We start from the raw sequence: 18,043 nt of genomic DNA, 5'->3' as shown, positions 1-18,043 counted from the left end.
GCAGCGCTCAGGGCGGGCCGCATTGTGCGAACCGCTACCGTTGGCCGCTCCCGGTTGGGCGATCCGCCAAGCTGATCGGCGCCCGCCGCGGCCGCCGCCGCGCGGTGACGAGACGCGGCTCACTTTCCTGTTGTGTTGTAACGGCTTTCCGGTAACGCGCGATCAAGGGGGTGAAGGGGTGAGAAGATCGTGTTCGTCGTTGTCGTTGCTCTGTTCTTCGTGCTGATCATGGGTGCCATCATGTTCACCGACCTGGTCGAGGCCGGTGCCACCGAGTTCAAGGCGTCGCTGACCGGCCTGGTCCGGCGCGCCCGCTCGCACTGAGCAAAGTGGACACGCCGCACTGCGGCGTGTCCACTCCGCCCGCTCAGCTCTCCAGACGCTCCACCTTGTCCACCAGGAAGACGTAGCTGAGCGCGCCCATCAGCGCGACGCAGCTCATGAACACCAGCCCGCCCGCGAACGACCCGGTCGCGTCGACGATCACGCCGATGACGATCGGGGTGCTCGCGCCGCCGAGGTTGCCGACGAAGTTGAACACCCCGCCGGTGAGGCCCACCATCCGCGACGGTGCGATCTCCGGCGGCAGCAGCCAGGAGATGGCGGCCATGCCCTGGGCGAAGAACGCCACGGACATGATCGCCACGATCAGCCCGACGTCGTCGACGTAGTTGGCCGCGACGATCACCGTCGCCAGGAACAGCCCGGTGATGATCGGCGTCTTGCGCGCGACGTTGACCGAGACGCCGCGGCGCAGCATCGAGTCCGACCACCAGCCGCCGAGCAGCACGCCGGCCAGCGCCGCCAGGTAGGGGATCGAGGCGTAGAAGCCGGCCTCCATCAGCTCGAGCCCCCGCGACTGGGTGAGGTAGCTGGGGAACCAGGTCAGGAAGAAGAACATCGCGCTGTTGATCGCGAACTGGCCCAGGTAGATGCCCCACAGCCGCTTCTTGCTCAGCAGGTAGCGCAGGTCGCCCCAGTTGAGCTTGGCCGAGCTCGGCACCACGTTGGCCCGGCCCAGGTGCCGCTCCTCGATGTGGGCCAGTTCGGCTTCGTCGACCCTCGGGTCCTCCTGCGGGGTGTTGCGGATCTGGCGGAACCACACCACGGCCCAGACCAGGCCCGCCACGCCGGTGACCACGAAGACCGACTGCCAGCCGAACGCCACGACCAGCATCGACAGCACCGGCACGGCCAGCGCCAGCCCGACGTACTCGCCCGCGGTGTAGATCGCCGTGGCGCGACCGCGCTCGGAGCTGGGGAACCAGGACGCGGCGAGGCGTCCGTTGGCCGGGAAGGCGGGGGCCTCCAGGACGCCCAGGCTCGCGCGGAGCGCGAACAGCGAACCGAACCCGCGGGCCAGCGCGGTCGCCACCGTCGCGAGCGACCACAGCACCAGGGCCCAGCCGAAGGCCAGCCGCGGCCCGATCCGGTCCAGCAGCCAGCCGCCGGGGATCTGCAGGAACGCGTAGCCCCACGAGAACGCCGAGAGGATCACGCCCAGCTCCGTGGCGCTGAGTCCCAGGTCGTGCTGGATGTGCGGTGCCGCGACCGACAGGTTGGTCCGGTCCAGGTAGTTGATCGCCGTGCTGACGAACAGGACCGCGAGTACCACGTAGCGGATCCTGACGCGTCGTTTCCGGACCGCCGGGTGGTTCGTGCTGCCGTTCTGGGCCTGTACTGCCATGTCCGCTCCTGGGTAGCCGAGGACCCGATCACTTGTGTTCGCATTGCGCACACTTGTTCATATCGCGAATGTAGGGAATGTAAGGACGGGTTACAGGCGTGTCAATGGCCACGCCCGCGGAGAGGACCGGCCGACGCCCCGCGATGTGATGGCGAGGCCCGAACGGGCGGTCTCAACCAGGTTCGCGGCGACTAGCCTGGAGGGATGGCGAGCCGCCGACCCAATCCCGCGCAGTGGGTCTGGTACGCGTTCGGCGGCCGGCTGCCCGACCGGTATGCCGAGTGGGTGCTGCACGACGTCACCTGCCGGACGTGGCTGCTGCGCCACGTCGCCCGCGCGCTCACCCAGCTGCTGCCGTTCTGCGCGCTCGTGCTGCTGCTCCCCGGTCCGCTGTGGATCCGGCTCAGCTCGATCGCGCTGGGGCTGATGGTCGGGCTGTTCTACTCGCTGTGCTTCGCCGTGGAGATGGCCGAGCACCGGGTGATCAAGCACGGCTACCCGCCGGGCATCGGCCGGCAGACCCGGACGCTGAACCGGGACGTGCGCCGGGCCGAGCGCCACGGCGTCGGATACCAGCCGTGGTGGGAGTGAGCAGGTGGCCGGTCTCCGACGCCCGTCATCCCGTTCGTCCGGACGCGCCGTCGCCCGCTAGGCTCGCCGTACCGAGTTGATCGACCTGGAGGGCGCTTGCCGATGGGCCGTGCCGACGCGCGGGCACGTCGTGCGCTCGCCGATGCCGAGCCCAACGTCTACTGGACCTCCCGCACCGAACCGCCCGCGCCGGACGAACCGCTGACCTGCTCGTCGGCGGCTGACCTGGCCGTCGTCGGCGGCGGGCTCACCGGGCTGTGGACGGCGGTGCTGGCCAAGCTGCGCGATCCCGGGTGCGAGGTGGTGCTGCTGGAGAAGCACCGGATCGGCAGTGGCGGCAGCGCCCGCAGCGGTGGTTTCGTCTCCGAGTCGCTGACCCACGGTCTCGCCCACGGCGCCTGGCTGTGGCCGGAGGAGATCAGGACCCTGGTCGAGCTCGGAAGGCGGAACCTCGCCGCCGTCGAGGAGTTCGTCGCGGCGGAGGGCATCGACGCCGACCTGCGCATGTGCGGCAAGACCAGCGTCGCGACCGAACCGCACCAGGTCGGCGAGCTCAGCGACGAGCTCTCGCTCTACCGCGAGCACGGCTTCGAGGCGGTCTTCCAGGGTGCGGGCGGTGTGCGTGCCGACATCGCGTCCCCGGCCTACCGGGCGGGCCTGCGGGTGCCCGGCGCCGGAGGTCTGGTCGATCCCGCCCGCCTGACCTGGGGGTTGGCCCGCTCCGCCCGCCGACTGGGTGTCGTGGTGCACGAGGACACCCCGGTTCGCGCGCTGCGCTCTCGCGGCAGCGCGGTGGACGTCGTCACTCCACACGGGACGGTGCGAGCGGCGGGTGCCGTCGTCGCCACCAACGCGTTCCCGCCGCCGCTGCGCGGGATCCGGCGCCACGTCCTGCCGGTCTGGGACTACGTGCTGGTGACCGAACCGCTCACCGACGAGCAGTGGCGCTCGGTCGGCTGGCGCGACGGCCAGGGCATCACCGACAGCCACAACAACTTCCACTACTACCGGCCCACCCCGGACGGGCGGATCCTGTGGGGCGGTTCCGAGGCGCACTACTACTTCGGCGGACGGACCGGGGCCCGGCAGGCCCGGCGGCCCGGCCCGCACGAAGCGCTCGCGACGGACTTCTTCGGCACGTTCCCGCAGCTCGAGGGGATCGGTTTCACGCACCGCTGGGGCGGGCCGATCGACTCCACCGCACGGTTCACCCCGGTGTTCGGAACCCGCTGCTCCGGCAGGGTCGCCTACGCGGTCGGCTACACCGGCCTCGGGCTGGCGGCGTCGCGCTTCGGCGCCGGTGTCGCGCTCGACCTGCTGCGCGGCGAGGAGACCGAGCTGACGCGCCCGGCGATGGTCCGGCAGAAACCGGTGCGATTCCCGCCGGAGCCCCTGCGGTGGCCGCTGGTGCAGTACACGCGCCGGGCGCTGGCCAGGGCCGACGCGCGTGGCGGACGAAGAGGCCGGTGGCTGCGCCACCTCGACCGGCGGGGCATCGGGCTGGGGTCCTGAAGCGCCACGCGGCCCCACCTCGCGCTTCGGCGGCGTTCTTCGCCGTTCGGGCGGCTGACTGCCAGCGGCGTACGGATGCGGTCGAGCGCCACCGCTGGACACGGTGATCCGCGCGTGCTCCACAGTGGAGATCGCGGGCGACCGAGCCTCAGTGATGGTGTTGAGGTCCGCCGCCAGCAGCTTGAGGAAGGAACCCGCCTGGCCCCGCCAGGGGCATTGCAACAGGCTCGCCTGTCGCGCCCGGGCGGACCGGAATGCGTATTCGCCCGACACACCGGCGATTCGCCCGCTCGGGCGAATTGCGGGCGGTCGTCGGCGCGGCCGCTTCCAGCATCTGCGCTCGCCGGGACACGTCCGATGATCTGCCGCCGAGGTCGATGTCACCGTGAGTGACAGCGCGGTCATTGCACGTGTGTGGCGCTGGTCATATGTTCGGGGTGCGGGCGGCGACCGCCCGGCACCGCGCCCTCGGCGGACGTCCGAGCGGGCGGGCGACGAGGCGAAGGGGTGCCGAGCCGATGTCCAATCTCGTTCGTGCCGCGCTGGTCCAGGCGAAGTGGACCGGTGACACCGGCTCGATGATCGACGCGCACGAGAAGCACGCCAGGGCGGCGGCCGCCGACGGCGCGCGGGTCATCGGGTTCCAGGAGGTGTTCAACGCGCCGTACTTCTGCCAGGTGCAGGAGAGCGAGCACTACCGGTGGGCCGAGCAGATCCCCGACGGCCCCACCACGCAGCGGATGCGGGAGCTCGCGCGGGAGCTGGGCATGGTCGTGGTCGTGCCGGTCTTCGAGGTCGACGGGCCCGGCTTCTACTACAACAGCGCGGCGGTGATCGACGCCGACGGCACCTACCTGGGCAAGTACCGCAAGCACCACCTGCCGCACCTGCCCGGCTTCTGGGAGAAGTACTACTTCCGGCCCGGCAACCTCGGCTGGCCGGTGTTCGACACCGCAGTGGGCAAGGTCGGCGTCTACATCTGCTACGACCGGCACTTCCCGGAGGGCTGGCGCGCGCTGGGGCTAGCGGGCGCCCAGATCGTCTACAACCCGTCGGCGACCAGCCGGGGCCTGTCGGCCTACCTGTGGAAGCTCGAGCAGCCCGCCGCCGCGGTGGCCAACGAGTACTTCGTCGCGGCCATCAACCGCGTGGGCGTGGAGGAGTACGGCGACAACGACTTCTACGGCAGCAGCTACTTCGTCGACCCCTACGGGAGGTTCGTGGGCGAGGTCGCCAGCGACACCGACGAGGAGCTGGTGGTCCGCGACCTCGACCTCGACCTGATCGACGAGGTCCGCACGAAGTGGGCCTTCTACCGCGACCGCAGGCCCGACGCCTACGGACCGCTGACCACCCCCTGACCGCCACCGGCCTCGAAAGGAACCACGCATGGCCAGCACCGGCGTGCACACCGACCTGGTCAAGCGGCGCCGCGCGGTGCTGCCGGACTGGCTGTCGCTGTACTATGACGAGCCGATCGACCTCGAACGAGGCGAGGGCAGGCACGTCTGGGACGCGGAGGGCAACCGCTACCTGGACTTCTTCGGCGGGATCCTGACCACCATGACCGCGCACGCGCTGCCGGAGGTGACCGCCGCGGTCAGCGAACAGGCCGCGCGCATCCTGCACTCCTCGACGCTGTACCTGAACCGGCCGATGATCGAGCTGGCCGAGCGGGTCGCGGAGCTGTCCGGCATCGACGAACCGCGGGTGTTCTTCACCGCCAGCGGCACCGAGGCCAACGACACCGCGCTGCTGCTGGCCACCGGATACCGGGCCTCGAACCAGGTCCTCGCGTTGCGCAACAGCTACCACGGCCGGTCGTTCTCGGCGCTGGGCATCACCGGCAACCGGTCCTGGTCGCCGACCAGCCTGTCACCGGTGCAGACCTCCTACGTGCACGGCAGCCGCAGGCCGGGAACGCCGATGGCGGCCCTGCCCGACGAGGAGTTCACCGACGCGTGCGTGGCCGACCTGGAGGACGTGCTCGGACAGCTCAACGGCAACGTTGCCTGTCTGATCGCCGAGCCGGTCCAGGGAGTCGGCGGTTTCACCACCCCGCCCGACGGGTTGTTCGCGCGGTTCAAGGAGGTCCTCGACCGCCACGGCATCCTGTGGATCAGCGACGAGGTGCAGACCGGCTGGGGCCGCACCGGCGAGCACTTCTGGGGCTGGCAGGCGCACGCGGCAAGCGGCGGGCCCGACATCGTCACCTTCGCCAAGGGCATCGGCAACGGCCTGTCCCTCGGCGGGGTCGTGGCCAGGGCCGAGATCATGAACAGCGTCGCGGCCAACTCCATCTCCACCTTCGGCGGCAGCCCTGTGACCGCGGCGGGAGCGCTGGCCAACCTCGACCACCTCGTCGCCCACGACCTGCAGGGCAACGCCCGGCGGGTCGGTGCGGTGCTGCGCGAGCAGCTCGACGCCGCGCTGGGGCGGCTGCCCGCGCTGGGCGACGTCCGGGGGAAGGGGCTGATGATCGGCGTCGAGCTGGTCCACCCGGGCTCCGGCGCGCCCGCGCCGGAGCTGGCCACCTGGGCGCTGGAGGAGACCAGGCGGCAGGGGCTGCTCGTCGGCAAGGGCGGGATGCACGGCAACGTGCTGCGCATCGCGCCACCGCTGAGCCTGACAGCGGAGGAGGCGCGCGAGGGCGCTCGAATCCTCCTCGACGTGCTGGAGAAAGCGGGTCGCACATGAGCGGGCCCGCGCAGCGCCGAGGCGGCGCACGGGCGAGATCCACGACGGGGAAGGGCGGGCGGGCATGACCAGAACGGTGATCCGCGGTGGCCTGGTGATCACCGCGTCCGACGAGATGGCCGCCGACGTCCTGGTCGAGGGCGAGCAGATCGCCGCCGTCGCCGGTGCGCGGACCGGTCTCGGCGAGCGCTGGGCGGCCGAGGCCGACCACGTCGTCGACGCCGATGGCCACTACGTCATCCCCGGCGGCGTGGACGGGCACACCCACATGGAGATGCCCTTCGGCGGCACCTTCGCCTCGGACACCTTCGAGACCGGGACGCGGGCCGCGGCCTGGGGCGGCACGACCACGATCATCGACTTCGCGATCCAGACGGTCGGTCGCTCGCTGCGCGAGGGACTGGACACCTGGCACGCCAAGGCCGACGGCCGCTGCGCGATCGACTACGGCTTCCACATGATCCTCTCCGATGTCGGCGACCAGTCGCTCAAGGAGATGGACGCGCTGGTCGGGGAGGGCGTGACCAGCTTCAAGATGTTCATGGCCTACCCGGGCGTCTTCTACAGCGACGACGGCAGGATCCTGCGCGCGATGCAGCAGGCGGCCGGCAACGGCGCGCTGACGATGATGCACGCCGAGAACGGCATCGCCATCGACGTGCTGGTCCAGCAGGCGCTGGAGTCCGGCCGCACCGACCCGAAGTACCACGGCAAGGTGCGCCACCCGTTGCTGGAGGCCGAGGCCACCCACCGCGCGATCCAGCTCTCCAGGGTCGCGGGCGCTCCGCTGTACGTCGTGCACGTGTCGGCCACCGAGGCGGTGGCCGAGCTGACGCAGGCCCGCGACGCCGGGCTGAACGTGTTCGGCGAAACCTGCCCGCAGTACCTGTTCCTGACCGTCGACGAGCTCGCGCGCCCGGAGTTCGAAGGCGCCAAGTACGTCTGCTCCACACCGCTGCGACCCGAGGAGCACCAGGAGTCGCTGTGGCGGGCGCTGCGCACCAACGACCTGTCGGTGGTCTCCACCGACCACTGCCCGTTCTGCTTCGCCTCGCAGAAGGAGCTGGGGCTGGGCGACTTCTCGAAGATCCCCAACGGCATGCCGGGGGTGGAGAACCGGATCGACCTGCTGCACCAGGCGGTCGTGGAGGGCCGCATCGGCCGCCGCCGCTGGGTGGAGCTGGCCAGCACCACACCGGCGCGGATGTTCGGCCTGCACCCGCGCAAGGGGACCATCGCCCCCGGTGCGGACGCCGACATCGTCGTCTACGACCCCCACGCCGAGCAGGTGCTCTCGGCCGAGACCCACCACATGAACGTCGACTACAACCCCTACGAGGGCAAGCGCATCACCGGCAAGGTGCGCACGGTGCTCTCCCGGGGCGAGGTGGTCGTGGATTCCGGGGAGTACCTGGGACACGCCGGACACGGGCGGTTCCTGGAACGCAGCACCTGCCAGTACCTCATCTGAGCGAGCGGAGCACCCATGGACTTCGGACTGGTCCTGCAGACAGATCCACCGGCCTGGTCCGTGGTGGACCGCATGCGCAAGGCCGAACGGCTCGGCTTCACCCACGGCTGGACGTTCGACTCGTGCGTGCTGTGGCAGGAGCCCTTCGTCATCCACAGCCAGATCCTGTCGGCCACCGAGCGGATGCTCGTCGGGACCATGGTCACCAACCCGTCCACGAGGGACTGGACGGTCACCGCCTCGACCTTCGCCACCCTCAACGACATGTTCGGCAACCGGACGGTGTGCGGCATCGGCCGGGGCGACTCGGCCGTGCGGGTCACCGGCGGACGGCCGAACACGCTGGCCCGGCTGGAACAGGCCATGCACGTGATCAAGGAGCTCGCCGAGGGGAGGGAGGTCGACCTCGCCGGTACGGCAGTGCGGATGCCGTGGATCCGAGACGGCAGCCTTCCGGTCTGGATGGGCGCCTACGGTCCGAAGGCGCTGGAACTGGTGGGCAGGAAGGCCGACGGCTTCATCCTGCAACTGGCCGATCCCGTGCTCACTCGGTGGATGGTCGACCACGTCCGGGAGGCCGCGCGTGACGCCGGACGGGACCCCGACTCGATCACGGTGTGCGTCGCCGCGCCCGCCTACGTCTCCGACGACCTCGACCACGCCCGCGACCAGTGCCGCTGGTTCGGCGGCATGGTCGGCAACCACGTCGCCGACATCGTCGCGCGCTACGGCGACACCGCCCAGGCCGTGCCGACCGCGCTCACCGACTACATCAGGGGCCGCCACGGCTACGACTACTCCCACCACGGCCGCGCGGGCAACCCGAGCACCGACTTCGTCCCCGACGAGATCGTCGACCGGTTCTGCCTGCTCGGGCCGCAGGAAGCACACGTCGACAAGCTCCACGAACTCCGCGAGGCCGGCGTCGACCAGTTCGCCATCTACGCCATGCACGACTCGGTGGACGCGACGATCGAGACCTACGGGGACGCGGTGATCAGCGCGATGACGTGACCCCGAGACCCGCTGGACAGTCCATCGTGGACCTGATCCGGACGGGGGAACCGCCGCATGGACCAATTCCGCGCCGTGGGAAAACGGGAATGGTCCATTCGCAAGGAAGAATTCACCGCAACGGTGCTGCTCGCGGCTCAGCCGTGCTTCTACTGTGCGATCACAGTCCCGAACTGATCTCGCGTAGTAGGAGCCCCACCGTGCAACGACGTAACTTCCTGCGCGCCGCCGTGCTCGGCGTCGGCACTTCGGTCGCCTTCGGCTTCTCGGTCACCAGGGAGGCGATCGCGTTCCCGGCCCTTCCCGGCACCAGCCCCTACGGCGAACTGCTTCCGCCCGACGCCAACGGGCTCATGCTCCCGGAGGGGTTCACCAGCCGGGTCATCGCCCGCACGGGGCAGAAGGTAGCGGGAACCGGCCACGTCTGGCACGGTGCGCCGGACGGCGGCGCGTGCTTCGCCGACGGCGACGGCTGGATCTACGTGTCCAACTCCGAGCAGTACGACGGCCAGGGCGGCGTCAGCGCGGTGCGCTTCGACAGCGCCGGCGAGATCACCGCCGCCTACCCGATCCTGGCGGGCACCAGTGTGAACTGCAGCGGTGGTGCGACACCGTGGAACACCTGGCTGTCGTGCGAGGAGTTCGACCGCGGCCAGGTGTTCGAGACCGACCCGTGGGGACAGAAGGAGGCCGTCGCGCACCCGGCGATGGGACGCTTCACCCACGAGGCCGCGGCGGTCGACCCGGATCGCAAGGTCGTGTACCTGACCGAGGACGAGGGCGACGGCTGCTTCTACCGCTTCGTGCCGACGACCTGGGAGGACATGTCGGCAGGGACCCTGCAGGTGCTCGCCGACCGCGACGGCGGTCTGGCCTGGGTCGACGTCCCGGACCCCAGCGCCGCGGACACCGCGACCCGCCACCAGGTGGCAGAGGCGCTGCACATCTCCGGCGGCGAGGGCGCCTACTACCGCTCCGGCACCTGCTTCTTCACCGCCAAGGGCGAGAACCGGGTCTACGCCTACGACGCGGTGAACAACGTCCTCAACGTCGCCTACGACGACGATGACTCCGCCGACGCCCCGCTCACCGGCGTGGACAACATCACCGGCGCGGCCGTGGGCGACCTCTACGTCGCCGAGGACGGCGGCAACATGGAGGTTTGCATCATCACCCCGGACGACGTCGTCGCCCCGTTCCTGCGCGTGACCGGCCAGGACCAGTCGGAGCTGTGCGGTGTCGCGTTCGACCCGTCCGGCGACCGGCTCTACTTCTCCTCGCAGCGCGGGGCCACCGGCGAGAACAGCGGCGGCATCACCTACGAGGTCAGCGGGCCGTTCCGCAAGAGCTGAGCGGCGCCACGTGGTGTCCGGCGGCCATCCGCCGGACACCACGGCGTGTCCTCAGACAACCGTGACGATGTCGCCGACCTGCACCGGCCCCGGACGGGCCACCGTGGCGAGCGCGTCGAGCCGGTTCCGGTGCCCTCGCGCGACCGCACGGAGCACCAGCGGCTAGCGCGGGAGGTCGTGTTGGGCCTCGTTGACCATCACGCAACGCTCGCTGGACCGAACGAACTCCACGGAAAGGGTGCTCCCGACCCGCGCCGTGCTGCCCAGCCACTCGTCCTCGACGAACGGCGGGGTGCCCGGTGGCGTCCGGACCAGCAGGTTCGGCCGGAAACGACGCTCGTCGACCGGCACGCCGGGCACCGCCGCGCGCACCCAGTCGAGGGTGGCGGTGGTGAGCACGCTCAACGGCAACTGGTCGAAGTGGGACACCGCTGCCTCCCGGGCCACCTCGACGTCGTCCCGGCCGAGGTAGCCGCGGACGTAGGCCGTCGGGTCGGCCACCACCGCGCCTCGCGGATCCAGCAGCTCCGGCTGCGGGATGCTGTCGCGGTAGCGGGAGCGCAGCTCCAGCAGGCCCGCCATCCGGCGGAAGCGGCGGGTGTTCTTCCCGGAACCGAACCTGCCGTCGGCATCGCGAACCGCGTACAGGCGGTCCCCGACGAGTCCGCGCTGGTCCACGTCGGTTCTCTCGATCCGCTCACCTCCGAGCGACTTGATCGGGTACCGCCAGATCCGCTCGACCACTCCCACAGCGACTGCCACGTGATCGAAGCTAGCGCCCCAACGCAGGCATCCGGAAAACGCGTCTGGAGGACGCTCTGCGTGTCCAGCGTGGACGGCGACCCGTTCTTCTCGTTCCGGTGCCCGACCTGAGACCTGACCGGCCGGTTCGTGGGGGAGACTGTCCTGATGCGACAGGGTTTGGGCAGGAAGCTGGGCGTCGTGTGGACGCTGCACGGAGACGGGAGCACGCCGGCGCCAGGCGAGGCCGTCGCCCCGGACGAGCGGCTGTCGTGGGGCCGCACGATCGGCCTCGGCGCGCAGCACGTGGTGGCCATGTTCGGCGCGACGTTCGTCTTCCCGGTGCTGATGGGGCTCGACCCGAACCTGGCGATCATGGTCTCGGGGGTCTCGACGATCCTGTTCCTGCTCATCGTGCAGGGTCGCATCCCGTCCTACCTCGGCAGCAGCGCGTCGTTCGTCGGTGCGGTCACGGTGATCCGCGCCGGCGGCGGGGACAGCTCGGCGGTGACCGGCGCGATCCTGGTGTCCGGTGTCGTGCTCGCGGTCGTGGGGCTGGTCGTGCACTTCGTCGGGGCCCGCGTGGTGCACCGCGTGCTGCCGCCCGCGGTGTCGGGCGCGGTGGTGATGCTCATCGGGTTCAACCTGGCGCCGGTCGTGGCCAAGACCTACTGGCCGCAGGACCAGTGGATCGCGCTGATCACGATGGTGCTGGTGCTCGCGTGCAGCCTGCTGCTGCGCGGCTTCTGGAGCCGCATCGCGGTGTTCATCGCCCTGGTCGCCGGGTTCGTGCTGTCGTGGGTGTTCGACCGCGTCTTCGGGATGATCACCTCGGCGACCGCGAGCGGGGAGGTGGTGCCGCACTACCGGGTCGATCTCAGCGCGGTCCCGGAGGCGAGCTGGTTCGGGTTCCCGACCCTGCACGCGCCGTCGTTCGAGGCGACCGCGATCGTGGTCGTGCTGCCGGCGGTGATCGCCCTCATCGCCGAGAACACCGGGCACGTCAAGGCGGTCGAGGAGATGACCCGCACCGACCTGGAAGGCAGCCTGGGGCGCGCCATCTTCGCGGACGGCTTCACGACCACGCTCTCCAGCGCGGTCGGCGGGCCGCCCACGACGACGTACGCGGAGAACATCGGCGTGATGGCCGCGACCCGCGTGTACTCGACGGCGGCGTACTGGGTGGCGGCGATCGTGGCCATCGGCTTCGGGCTGTGCCCGAAGTTCGGGGCGGTCATCGCGGCGACACCGGGCGGGGTCCTCGGCGGCATCACGGTCGTCCTCTACGGCATGATCGGTCTGCTCGGCGCGAAGATCTGGGTGGAGAACCGGGTCGACTTCGGAAACCCGGTCAACCTCCTGCCGCTGGCGGCGGGCCTCGTCGCGGGGATCGGAGACGTGTCCCTGGACATCACCCCGTCCTTCAGCTTCAGCGGCATCGCCCTCGGGACCGTCGTCACCCTCGTCGGCTACCACGTGCTGCGGTTGCTGGCGCCGAAGGGGAACACCGGGCGGATGGGCTGACCGCCTGCTGCTTCCGCCGCTAACGGGTGGCCGCCAGGAGCAGGTCGCGGGTGATCTCCATGTGGCCGTGGTGCTGGCACAGTTCCTCGATCACGTGCAGCAGGGCGGTTTCCTGCGTCATCGGGTGCTCGGGCGGGATCCACGACCGGTGCGTGGGGTTCAGCCGAGCGCCGGGACGCAGTGCTGCCAGGTCGTGCCGCAGTTGCGCCTTGGCCGACGCAGCGCGCTCCGCCAGCGGGGCGGCCGGGCCGCTCGCGGTGAACTCGGCGTCGCGGTCGCGCTCGATCCGCCGGCCCGCGACGAGCTCGCCCACCCAGTACTCGAGCAGGCCCAGGCAGTGGGTCAGCAGCTGGTACGGGGAGTTGGCGCCGGGGAGGTCCGGGCGCCGGTTGGCGAGATCGTCGCCGAGGTCGGCGACGATCCGCGCCATGCCGTCGAGGGCGCGGTCGGCGACGAGGAGGAAGTCATCGGTGCCCATGGCCGCCATCCTTCCCCCGGCGGCGAGGGGATGCGCCGCCGACCGCGACCCGGTCAGGCGTTGACGCCGCCGTCGACGGTGATCGCCGACCCCGTGATGTAGCGGCCGGACTCGCCCGCGAGGTGCGCGACGGTTGCGGCCACGTCTTCGGGGCGTCCCCACGTGCGCATCGGTATCAGGGGGATCTTGGCCTCGGCGCCCTCCCGGTCGGCCGGGTTCATGTCGGTGTCGGTGTTGCCCGGGTGCACGACGTTGGCCGTGACGCCGCGCGGCCCCAGGTCGCGGGCGAGGCCCTTGGTGAAGCCGGTCAGGGACGACTTGGTCAGCGAGTACAGGCTCAGCCCCGCTTGCGGCACCCGGTCGGCCAGGGTGCTGCCGATGTTGATGATCCGGCCGCCCTCGCCCAGGTGCCCGGCGGCGGCCTGGCACGCGGCGAACACCGCGCGGATGTTCACCGCGACCGCGGCGTCGAAGTCCTCGACGGTGAGGTCGCCGATCAGCCCTCGCGGGAAGACACCCGCGTTGTTGACCAGGATGTCGAGCCGCCCGAACTCGGCGACGGTCTGTTCGACCGCGCCTGCGACCGCGCCGGCATCGGTGGCCGGCGCCGGGACGGCGAGGGCGCGGGCACCCGCGGCCTTGATCCGGTCGACCACCCGCGCCGCGCCGTCGGCGTTCGCGTTGTAGGTGACGGCCACGTCGGATCCGTCCTGGGCGAGCCGGGTGGCGATAGCCGCCCCGATACCCCGGCTGCCACCGGTGACGAGTGCGACCTTGCCGCTGAGCTGGGTCATGCGAGTGCTCCAATCTGTATCGAACGCTATAAAATAGCTATCATCGTGATCGACCGAAGGTCAACCGGGATTCGCACGCAGGACGGGAGGTGGGCAGGTGTCGCCACGTGGCCGCCCTCGCGCCTTCGACCGCGATCGCGCGGTCAGGGTCGCGATGGAGCTTTTCTGGCGGCGCGGCTTCGACGGCACGTCGCTCAGCGACCTGACCGCCGCGATCGGCATCAGCCCGCCGAGCCTGTACGCGGCGTTCGGGTCGAAGGAGGGCCTGTTCCACGAGGCCGTCGAGGTCTACACCTCGCGGGAGCGCGCGCCGATCGCCCGCGCGGTGCGCGAGCAGCCGACCGCGCGGCAGGTCGTCGAGGCGATGCTGCGCGGCAGCGCCGACGCCGCCACTGACCCGGACTCACCGCCCGGTTGCCTCGTCGTGCTCGCCGCGACCAACACCGCGGACGAAGGCGTGCGAGAGTTCCTCGCCGCCCGCAGGCGCCAGGATCACGCGCTGGTCGAGGAGCGCCTCGAACGCGGGGTGGCCGAAGGTGATCTGCCCGCGGGTACCGACACCGCGGCGATGACGACGTTCTTCATGACCGTCCAGCAGGGTTTGTCGCTGCAGGCCCGGGACGGCCGGTCGCGCGCCGAACTGCGCGCTGTGGTCGACCGGGCGATGTGCGCGTGGGATTCGCTGGTGTAGGCGGCAAGTCGGGCATTGCGCGACGGCGGGATTCGCCGGGTGCCACGGGATGCCAGGGCGTCGGCCTGCGGCGGCAGTCGGCTGGGCGTGCGGTCCGGAACCCGCGAAGCCCTGCGGTCACGGCCCGGAAGCCCGAGGTCACTCCTGGTCCGACGTACGAATGAAGTCCAGGTCCTCCTGGGTCACCGACCTCCCGGGCAGCGGAGTGGTGGAGCCGAAGCGCAGGCCGTCGAGCATCAGGGTCAGGAACCGCGGAGGCGCGGCGAGCTTCAGGTCGTGCGGCAGTCCGTTGATGCCGCGCAGCACCAGCGAGAGCAGTACCGCGATGTCGGCGCCGCTGACGTCGGTGCGCATGGAGCCGTTCTCCTGGGCGGCGCGCACGAGTTCGTCGAGGATGCCCATCAGGACGTTGCGGATGCGGTGCGCGTCATCGTCCTGGGTGAGCACCACTCGGGCGCGCGGTGACAGCAGGGAGAGCTGGAGCACCACCCGCAGGTCCGCGATGGACATCACCACCTCGGTGAGCGCCGCCCACGGGTCCTGCTCCCGCGCCACGATCGCCCGCGTGGTGTCCAGGACGCGTTGCAGGGTGTCGACGGCGACCGCGCGGATCAGCGAGTCGCGGTCCGGGAAGCGCCGGTAGAGGGTGCCGACGCCCACCTCGGCCGCGCGGGCGATCTCCTCCATCGGGACCTCGGCGCCGCGCTCGGCGAAGACCGTGCGGGCGGCGGAGACGATCCGGTCCCTGTTGCGTCGTGCGTCGGCGCGCAAGCGCGTCCGTTCGGCGGCCTCGGTCATCGTCCTCTCTTCGGGTACTCGGTTGGTATGCGCGGATTGTCGCACGCGCAACGATCGCGCCGGACGCGATCAGGTGGACGGAGTTCCTCCGCTTCGCTACCGTGGCGAACGGAAGCGGAACAAGTTCTTCCACATCATCTACTGCGATCCTGGAGCCACGATGTCGGCGTCTTCAGAAGCTCTGAGCTATCCCATGCCGCGCACCTGCCCGTACTCGCCACCGCAGGAGTACGCGCAGCTGCGCTCGCAGGAGCCGGTCAAGCGGGTCCGGACGATCGGCGGAGGCGCCGCCTGGCTGGTGACCCGTCACGAGGACGTGCGACGCGTCCTCTCCGACCCGCGGATGAGCTCCGACCGGCGCAAGCCCGGATTTCCGAGCCTGATCCCCGGCAGACAGGCCGTGGTGGCCGAGAACAAGCAGGCGATGATCGGGATGGACGGCCAGGAGCACGCGGAAGCGCGCCGCGCCGTCATCGGCGAGTTCACGGTGCGCCGCATCAACCGGATGCGGCCGCGCATCCAGGAGATCGTCGACGAGTGCATCGACCGGATGCTCGCCGCCGGCGGGCCCGTGGACCTGGTCCGGGAGCTCTCGTTACCGGTTCCGTCGTTGGTGATCTGCGAGCTGCTCGGCGTGCCCTACTCCGACCACGACTTCTTCCAGGGCCGCAGCGCGCTGATGATCAGCCGCTCCACGCCTGCCGAACGCAGGCGCGAGGTGGTGCTCGACCTGCGGCGCTACCTCGACGAACTGGTGGCAGAGAAGGTGCTCCGGCCCACCGACGACCTGCTCGGGCGCCAGATCGTCCAGCAGACCGAGGACGGCGAGGTGGACCGCGAGGGCCTGGTGAGCCTGGCCTTCCTGCTGCTGATCGCCGGGCACGAGACGACCGCGAACATGATCTCGCTCGGTACCCTGGCGCTGCTGGACAACCCGGAGCAGCTCGCGCGCATCACCGAGGACCCGGCGCGGACGCCGGCCGCGGTGGAGGAGCTGCTGCGGTACTTCTCGATCGTCGACGGCGCCACCTCGCGGACGGCGCTCGCCGACGTCGAGATCGGGGGAGTGCTGATCAGGGAGGGCGAAGGTGTGGTCGCCGTCGGCTTGTCGGCCAACCGCGACCCCGAGGCATTCGACTCGCCGGACGAGCTCGAGCTCGACCGCCAGGCGCGCAACCACGTGGCCTTCGGGTTCGGCGCGCACCAGTGCCTCGGCCAGAACCTGGCGCGGGTGGAGCTGCAGATCGTCTTCGACACGCTGTTCCGCCGCATCCCGGGTCTGCGCCTGGCAAACGGCCTGGACGGGATCAGGTTCAAGGACGACGCCCTGGTCTACGGGGCGCACGAGATGTCGGTGACGTGGTGAGGAGTGCTTCGATGCGGATCAACGCCGATGCGGACCGTTGCGTCGGTGCGGGCCAGTGCGTGCTCGCCGCCGGTGCGGTGTTCGATCAGAACGACGAGGACGGCACGGTGGTGCTGCTGACCGACCACGTCGGCGACGAGGAGCTGGAGCCGGTCCGCGAGGCGGTCGACCTGTGCCCGGCGGCCGCGCTGTCGCTGGTCGAGGACTGAGATCGGGCCAGTAGGGCGTTGATCTCGCGCACGGCGGCGCGGCCCGCGCGGCCGGCGCCCACGGTGCTGGCAGACGGGCCGTAGCCGACCAGGTGCAGGCGCGGTTCGCGCACCGCGCGGGTCCCGTCGACCTCGATCCCGCCGCCCTGCTCACGCAGCTGGAGCGGGGCGAGGTGGCGGATCGCCGGCCGGAATCCGGTGGCCCACAGGATGACGTCGGCGCGCAGCTCCCGGCCGTCGCGCCAGGCGACGCCGTGTGCGGTGATGCGGTCGAACATCGGCACCCGCTCCAGGACGCCGCGCTCGCGCGCCGCGCGCACGGCGGCTGTCGGTGGCAGTCCCGTCACGCTCACCACGCTGCCCGGCGGCAGTCCGGCCCGGACCCGGCGCTGCACCTCGGCGACGGCCTCCCGCCCGCGTTCGGGGGTGAACGCGGTCTCGCCGAAGTCCGGCGGGCGGCGCGTCACCCAGGTCGTCGAGGCGACCTCGGAGATCTCTGCGAGGTGCTCCACCGCGGAGATGCCGCCGCCCACCACGACGACGTGCATGCCCCGGAACTCCTCCGGTCCGCGGTAGTCGGCGGTGTGCAGCTGTCGGCCCGCGAACAGCTCCTGACCGGGGTAGCGCGGCCAGAACGGGTGCTCCCACGTCCCGGTCGCGTTGATCACCGCGCGCGCCGACCAGTCGCCCACCGAGGTCTCGACGGTCAGCCGTGCTCCGGAATCACGCACGGCGCGCACCTCGACCGGGCGCAGCACGGGCAGGCCGAAGGTCCGCTCGTAGCGCTCGAAGTACTCCGCCACCACCTCCGAAGCCGGTCGGGAGGCGTCGCCGGTGTCGAAGGCCAGGCCCGGCAGGTCGTGCACGCCGTGCGCGCCGCCGATCCGCAGCGACGGCCAGCGGTGCCGCCAGGCGCCGCCCGGACCGTCGGCGTCGTCCAGCACCACGTACCCGGCACCGGGCTCGTGGCCGGTGCGCCGCAGGTGGAAGGCGCTGTTGAGCCCCGCCTGCCCCGCGCCGATGACCATGACGTCGACCTCGCGCATGTCCACCAGAACGGCGCAGCGGCCCCGCCCTTTCCCGTGCGGAGCGTGAGGCGCGACACCGGCACAAGAGTG

General features: G+C 70.9%; 17 protein-coding genes and 1 pseudogene. 12 read left to right on the top strand and 6 right to left on the bottom strand.

Annotated elements, in window-relative coordinates; all coding sequences use genetic code 11:
• Positions 1 to 189: 189 nt before the first annotated feature.
• Entirely contained in the window at positions 190 to 324 is a 135-nt protein-coding gene (locus HUO13_RS38125; protein ID WP_282974104.1) for a hypothetical protein, read from the top strand.
• A gap of 43 nt (positions 325 to 367) precedes the next feature.
• On the opposite strand, the gene HUO13_RS21830 is transcribed toward HUO13_RS38125, so the two are convergent.
• Positions 368 to 1,687, bottom strand: a complete 1,320-nt coding sequence (locus HUO13_RS21830; RefSeq protein WP_211896967.1) for an MFS transporter — start codon at positions 1,685 to 1,687, stop codon at positions 368 to 370.
• Positions 1,688 to 1,891: 204 nt separating this feature from the next.
• On the opposite strand from HUO13_RS21830, the gene HUO13_RS21825 reads away from it, so the two are divergent.
• The 7 genes from HUO13_RS21825 (at position 1,892) to HUO13_RS21795 (ending at position 10,324) form a co-directional block, all read left to right on the top strand.
• Positions 1,892 to 2,278 (top strand): DUF5313 family protein, encoded by a 387-nt coding sequence (locus HUO13_RS21825; protein ID WP_211896966.1) that lies wholly within the window; start codon positions 1,892 to 1,894, stop codon positions 2,276 to 2,278.
• Between the two features lie 102 nt (positions 2,279 to 2,380).
• Complete coding sequence (locus tag HUO13_RS21820) at positions 2,381 to 3,790, top strand: NAD(P)/FAD-dependent oxidoreductase (protein WP_211896965.1); 1,410 nt, start codon at positions 2,381 to 2,383, stop codon at positions 3,788 to 3,790.
• A gap of 518 nt (positions 3,791 to 4,308) precedes the next feature.
• Complete coding sequence (locus tag HUO13_RS21815) at positions 4,309 to 5,151, top strand: nitrilase-related carbon-nitrogen hydrolase (protein WP_211896964.1); 843 nt, start codon at positions 4,309 to 4,311, stop codon at positions 5,149 to 5,151.
• A 28-nt stretch (positions 5,152 to 5,179) separates the two neighbouring features.
• Positions 5,180 to 6,487 (top strand): aspartate aminotransferase family protein, encoded by a 1,308-nt coding sequence (locus HUO13_RS21810; protein ID WP_211896963.1) that lies wholly within the window; start codon positions 5,180 to 5,182, stop codon positions 6,485 to 6,487.
• Between the two features lie 64 nt (positions 6,488 to 6,551).
• The gene (gene hydA, locus HUO13_RS21805) at positions 6,552 to 7,958 is read left to right on the top strand and encodes a dihydropyrimidinase (protein ID WP_211896962.1); all 1,407 of its coding nucleotides are present in this window, start codon (positions 6,552 to 6,554) and stop codon (positions 7,956 to 7,958) included.
• A 15-nt stretch (positions 7,959 to 7,973) separates the two neighbouring features.
• The gene (locus HUO13_RS21800; RefSeq protein ID WP_211896961.1) at positions 7,974 to 8,972 is read left to right on the top strand and encodes a TIGR03842 family LLM class F420-dependent oxidoreductase; all 999 of its coding nucleotides are present in this window, start codon (positions 7,974 to 7,976) and stop codon (positions 8,970 to 8,972) included.
• Positions 8,973 to 9,172: 200 nt separating this feature from the next.
• Entirely contained in the window at positions 9,173 to 10,324 is a 1,152-nt protein-coding gene (locus HUO13_RS21795) for an alkaline phosphatase PhoX (protein WP_211896960.1), read from the top strand.
• A 162-nt stretch (positions 10,325 to 10,486) separates the two neighbouring features.
• Here the strand turns inward: HUO13_RS21795 and HUO13_RS21790 are convergent, their stop codons facing one another.
• Complete coding sequence (locus tag HUO13_RS21790) at positions 10,487 to 11,086, bottom strand: MOSC domain-containing protein (protein WP_249123932.1); 600 nt, start codon at positions 11,084 to 11,086, stop codon at positions 10,487 to 10,489.
• Between the two features lie 147 nt (positions 11,087 to 11,233).
• Here HUO13_RS21790 and HUO13_RS21785 point away from each other — a divergent pair, with 147 nt between their 5' ends.
• Positions 11,234 to 12,589 carry a uracil-xanthine permease family protein gene (locus HUO13_RS21785; RefSeq protein ID WP_211896959.1) on the top strand — a complete coding sequence of 452 codons (1,356 nt, stop codon included), beginning with the start codon at positions 11,234 to 11,236 and terminating at the stop codon, positions 12,587 to 12,589.
• 19 nt (positions 12,590 to 12,608) lie between these two features.
• Here HUO13_RS21785 and HUO13_RS21780 read toward each other — a convergent pair whose 3' ends face one another.
• Positions 12,609 to 13,067 (bottom strand): DinB family protein, encoded by a 459-nt coding sequence (locus HUO13_RS21780; RefSeq protein WP_211896958.1) that lies wholly within the window; start codon positions 13,065 to 13,067, stop codon positions 12,609 to 12,611.
• Between the two features lie 53 nt (positions 13,068 to 13,120).
• Positions 13,121 to 13,861, bottom strand: a complete 741-nt coding sequence (locus HUO13_RS21775) for an SDR family NAD(P)-dependent oxidoreductase (RefSeq protein WP_211896957.1) — start codon at positions 13,859 to 13,861, stop codon at positions 13,121 to 13,123.
• Positions 13,862 to 13,958: 97 nt separating this feature from the next.
• Here HUO13_RS21775 and HUO13_RS21770 point away from each other — a divergent pair, with 97 nt between their 5' ends.
• Complete coding sequence (locus HUO13_RS21770) at positions 13,959 to 14,552, top strand: TetR/AcrR family transcriptional regulator (protein ID WP_211896956.1); 594 nt, start codon at positions 13,959 to 13,961, stop codon at positions 14,550 to 14,552.
• A 138-nt stretch (positions 14,553 to 14,690) separates the two neighbouring features.
• On the opposite strand, the gene HUO13_RS21765 is transcribed toward HUO13_RS21770, so the two are convergent.
• Entirely contained in the window at positions 14,691 to 15,350 is a 660-nt protein-coding gene (locus HUO13_RS21765) for a TetR/AcrR family transcriptional regulator (protein ID WP_211896955.1), read from the bottom strand.
• A 160-nt stretch (positions 15,351 to 15,510) separates the two neighbouring features.
• On the opposite strand from HUO13_RS21765, the gene HUO13_RS21760 reads away from it, so the two are divergent.
• Together HUO13_RS21760 and HUO13_RS37630 are read left to right on the top strand one after the other, a co-directional pair.
• Positions 15,511 to 16,716 (top strand): cytochrome P450, encoded by a 1,206-nt coding sequence (locus tag HUO13_RS21760; RefSeq protein WP_249123931.1) that lies wholly within the window; start codon positions 15,511 to 15,513, stop codon positions 16,714 to 16,716.
• A gap of 11 nt (positions 16,717 to 16,727) precedes the next feature.
• Positions 16,728 to 16,859 (top strand): annotated as a pseudogene (locus HUO13_RS37630) (ferredoxin); the annotation flags it as partial.
• On the opposite strand, the gene HUO13_RS21755 reads toward HUO13_RS37630, so the two are convergent.
• The gene (locus tag HUO13_RS21755) at positions 16,802 to 17,971 is read right to left on the bottom strand and encodes an NAD(P)-binding domain-containing protein (protein WP_211896954.1); all 1,170 of its coding nucleotides are present in this window, start codon (positions 17,969 to 17,971) and stop codon (positions 16,802 to 16,804) included. The pseudogene HUO13_RS37630 and the gene HUO13_RS21755 overlap by 58 nt on opposite strands.
• Positions 17,972 to 18,043 lie beyond the last annotated feature (72 nt).

It is taken from the genome of Saccharopolyspora erythraea, from assembly GCF_018141105.1.
Lineage (GTDB): Bacteria > Actinomycetota > Actinomycetes > Mycobacteriales > Pseudonocardiaceae > Saccharopolyspora_D > Saccharopolyspora_D erythraea_A.
The sequence above is the reverse complement of the archived record's forward strand: the minus strand, read 5'-3'. Positions and strand labels throughout refer to the sequence as shown.

Bases quoted from the DNA above. Each gene is read 5' to 3' on its own strand.
- HUO13_RS21830 (WP_211896967.1), bottom strand. From the start codon at position 1,687: ATGGCAGTACAGGCCCAGAACGGCAGCACGAACCACCCGGCGGTCCGG.
- HUO13_RS21825 (WP_211896966.1), top strand. From the start codon at position 1,892: ATGGCGAGCCGCCGACCCAATCCCGCGCAGTGGGTCTGGTACGCGTTC.
- HUO13_RS21820 (WP_211896965.1), top strand. From the start codon at position 2,381: ATGGGCCGTGCCGACGCGCGGGCACGTCGTGCGCTCGCCGATGCCGAG.
- HUO13_RS21815 (WP_211896964.1), top strand. From the start codon at position 4,309: ATGTCCAATCTCGTTCGTGCCGCGCTGGTCCAGGCGAAGTGGACCGGT.
- HUO13_RS21810 (WP_211896963.1), top strand. From the start codon at position 5,180: ATGGCCAGCACCGGCGTGCACACCGACCTGGTCAAGCGGCGCCGCGCG.
- hydA (WP_211896962.1), top strand. From the start codon at position 6,552: ATGACCAGAACGGTGATCCGCGGTGGCCTGGTGATCACCGCGTCCGAC.
- HUO13_RS21800 (WP_211896961.1), top strand. From the start codon at position 7,974: ATGGACTTCGGACTGGTCCTGCAGACAGATCCACCGGCCTGGTCCGTG.
- HUO13_RS21785 (WP_211896959.1), top strand. From the start codon at position 11,234: ATGCGACAGGGTTTGGGCAGGAAGCTGGGCGTCGTGTGGACGCTGCAC.
- HUO13_RS21780 (WP_211896958.1), bottom strand. From the start codon at position 13,067: ATGGGCACCGATGACTTCCTCCTCGTCGCCGACCGCGCCCTCGACGGC.
- HUO13_RS21775 (WP_211896957.1), bottom strand. From the start codon at position 13,861: ATGACCCAGCTCAGCGGCAAGGTCGCACTCGTCACCGGTGGCAGCCGG.
- HUO13_RS21765 (WP_211896955.1), bottom strand. From the start codon at position 15,350: ATGACCGAGGCCGCCGAACGGACGCGCTTGCGCGCCGACGCACGACGC.
- HUO13_RS21760 (WP_249123931.1), top strand. From the start codon at position 15,511: ATGTCGGCGTCTTCAGAAGCTCTGAGCTATCCCATGCCGCGCACCTGC.
- HUO13_RS21755 (WP_211896954.1), bottom strand. From the start codon at position 17,971: ATGCGCGAGGTCGACGTCATGGTCATCGGCGCGGGGCAGGCGGGGCTC.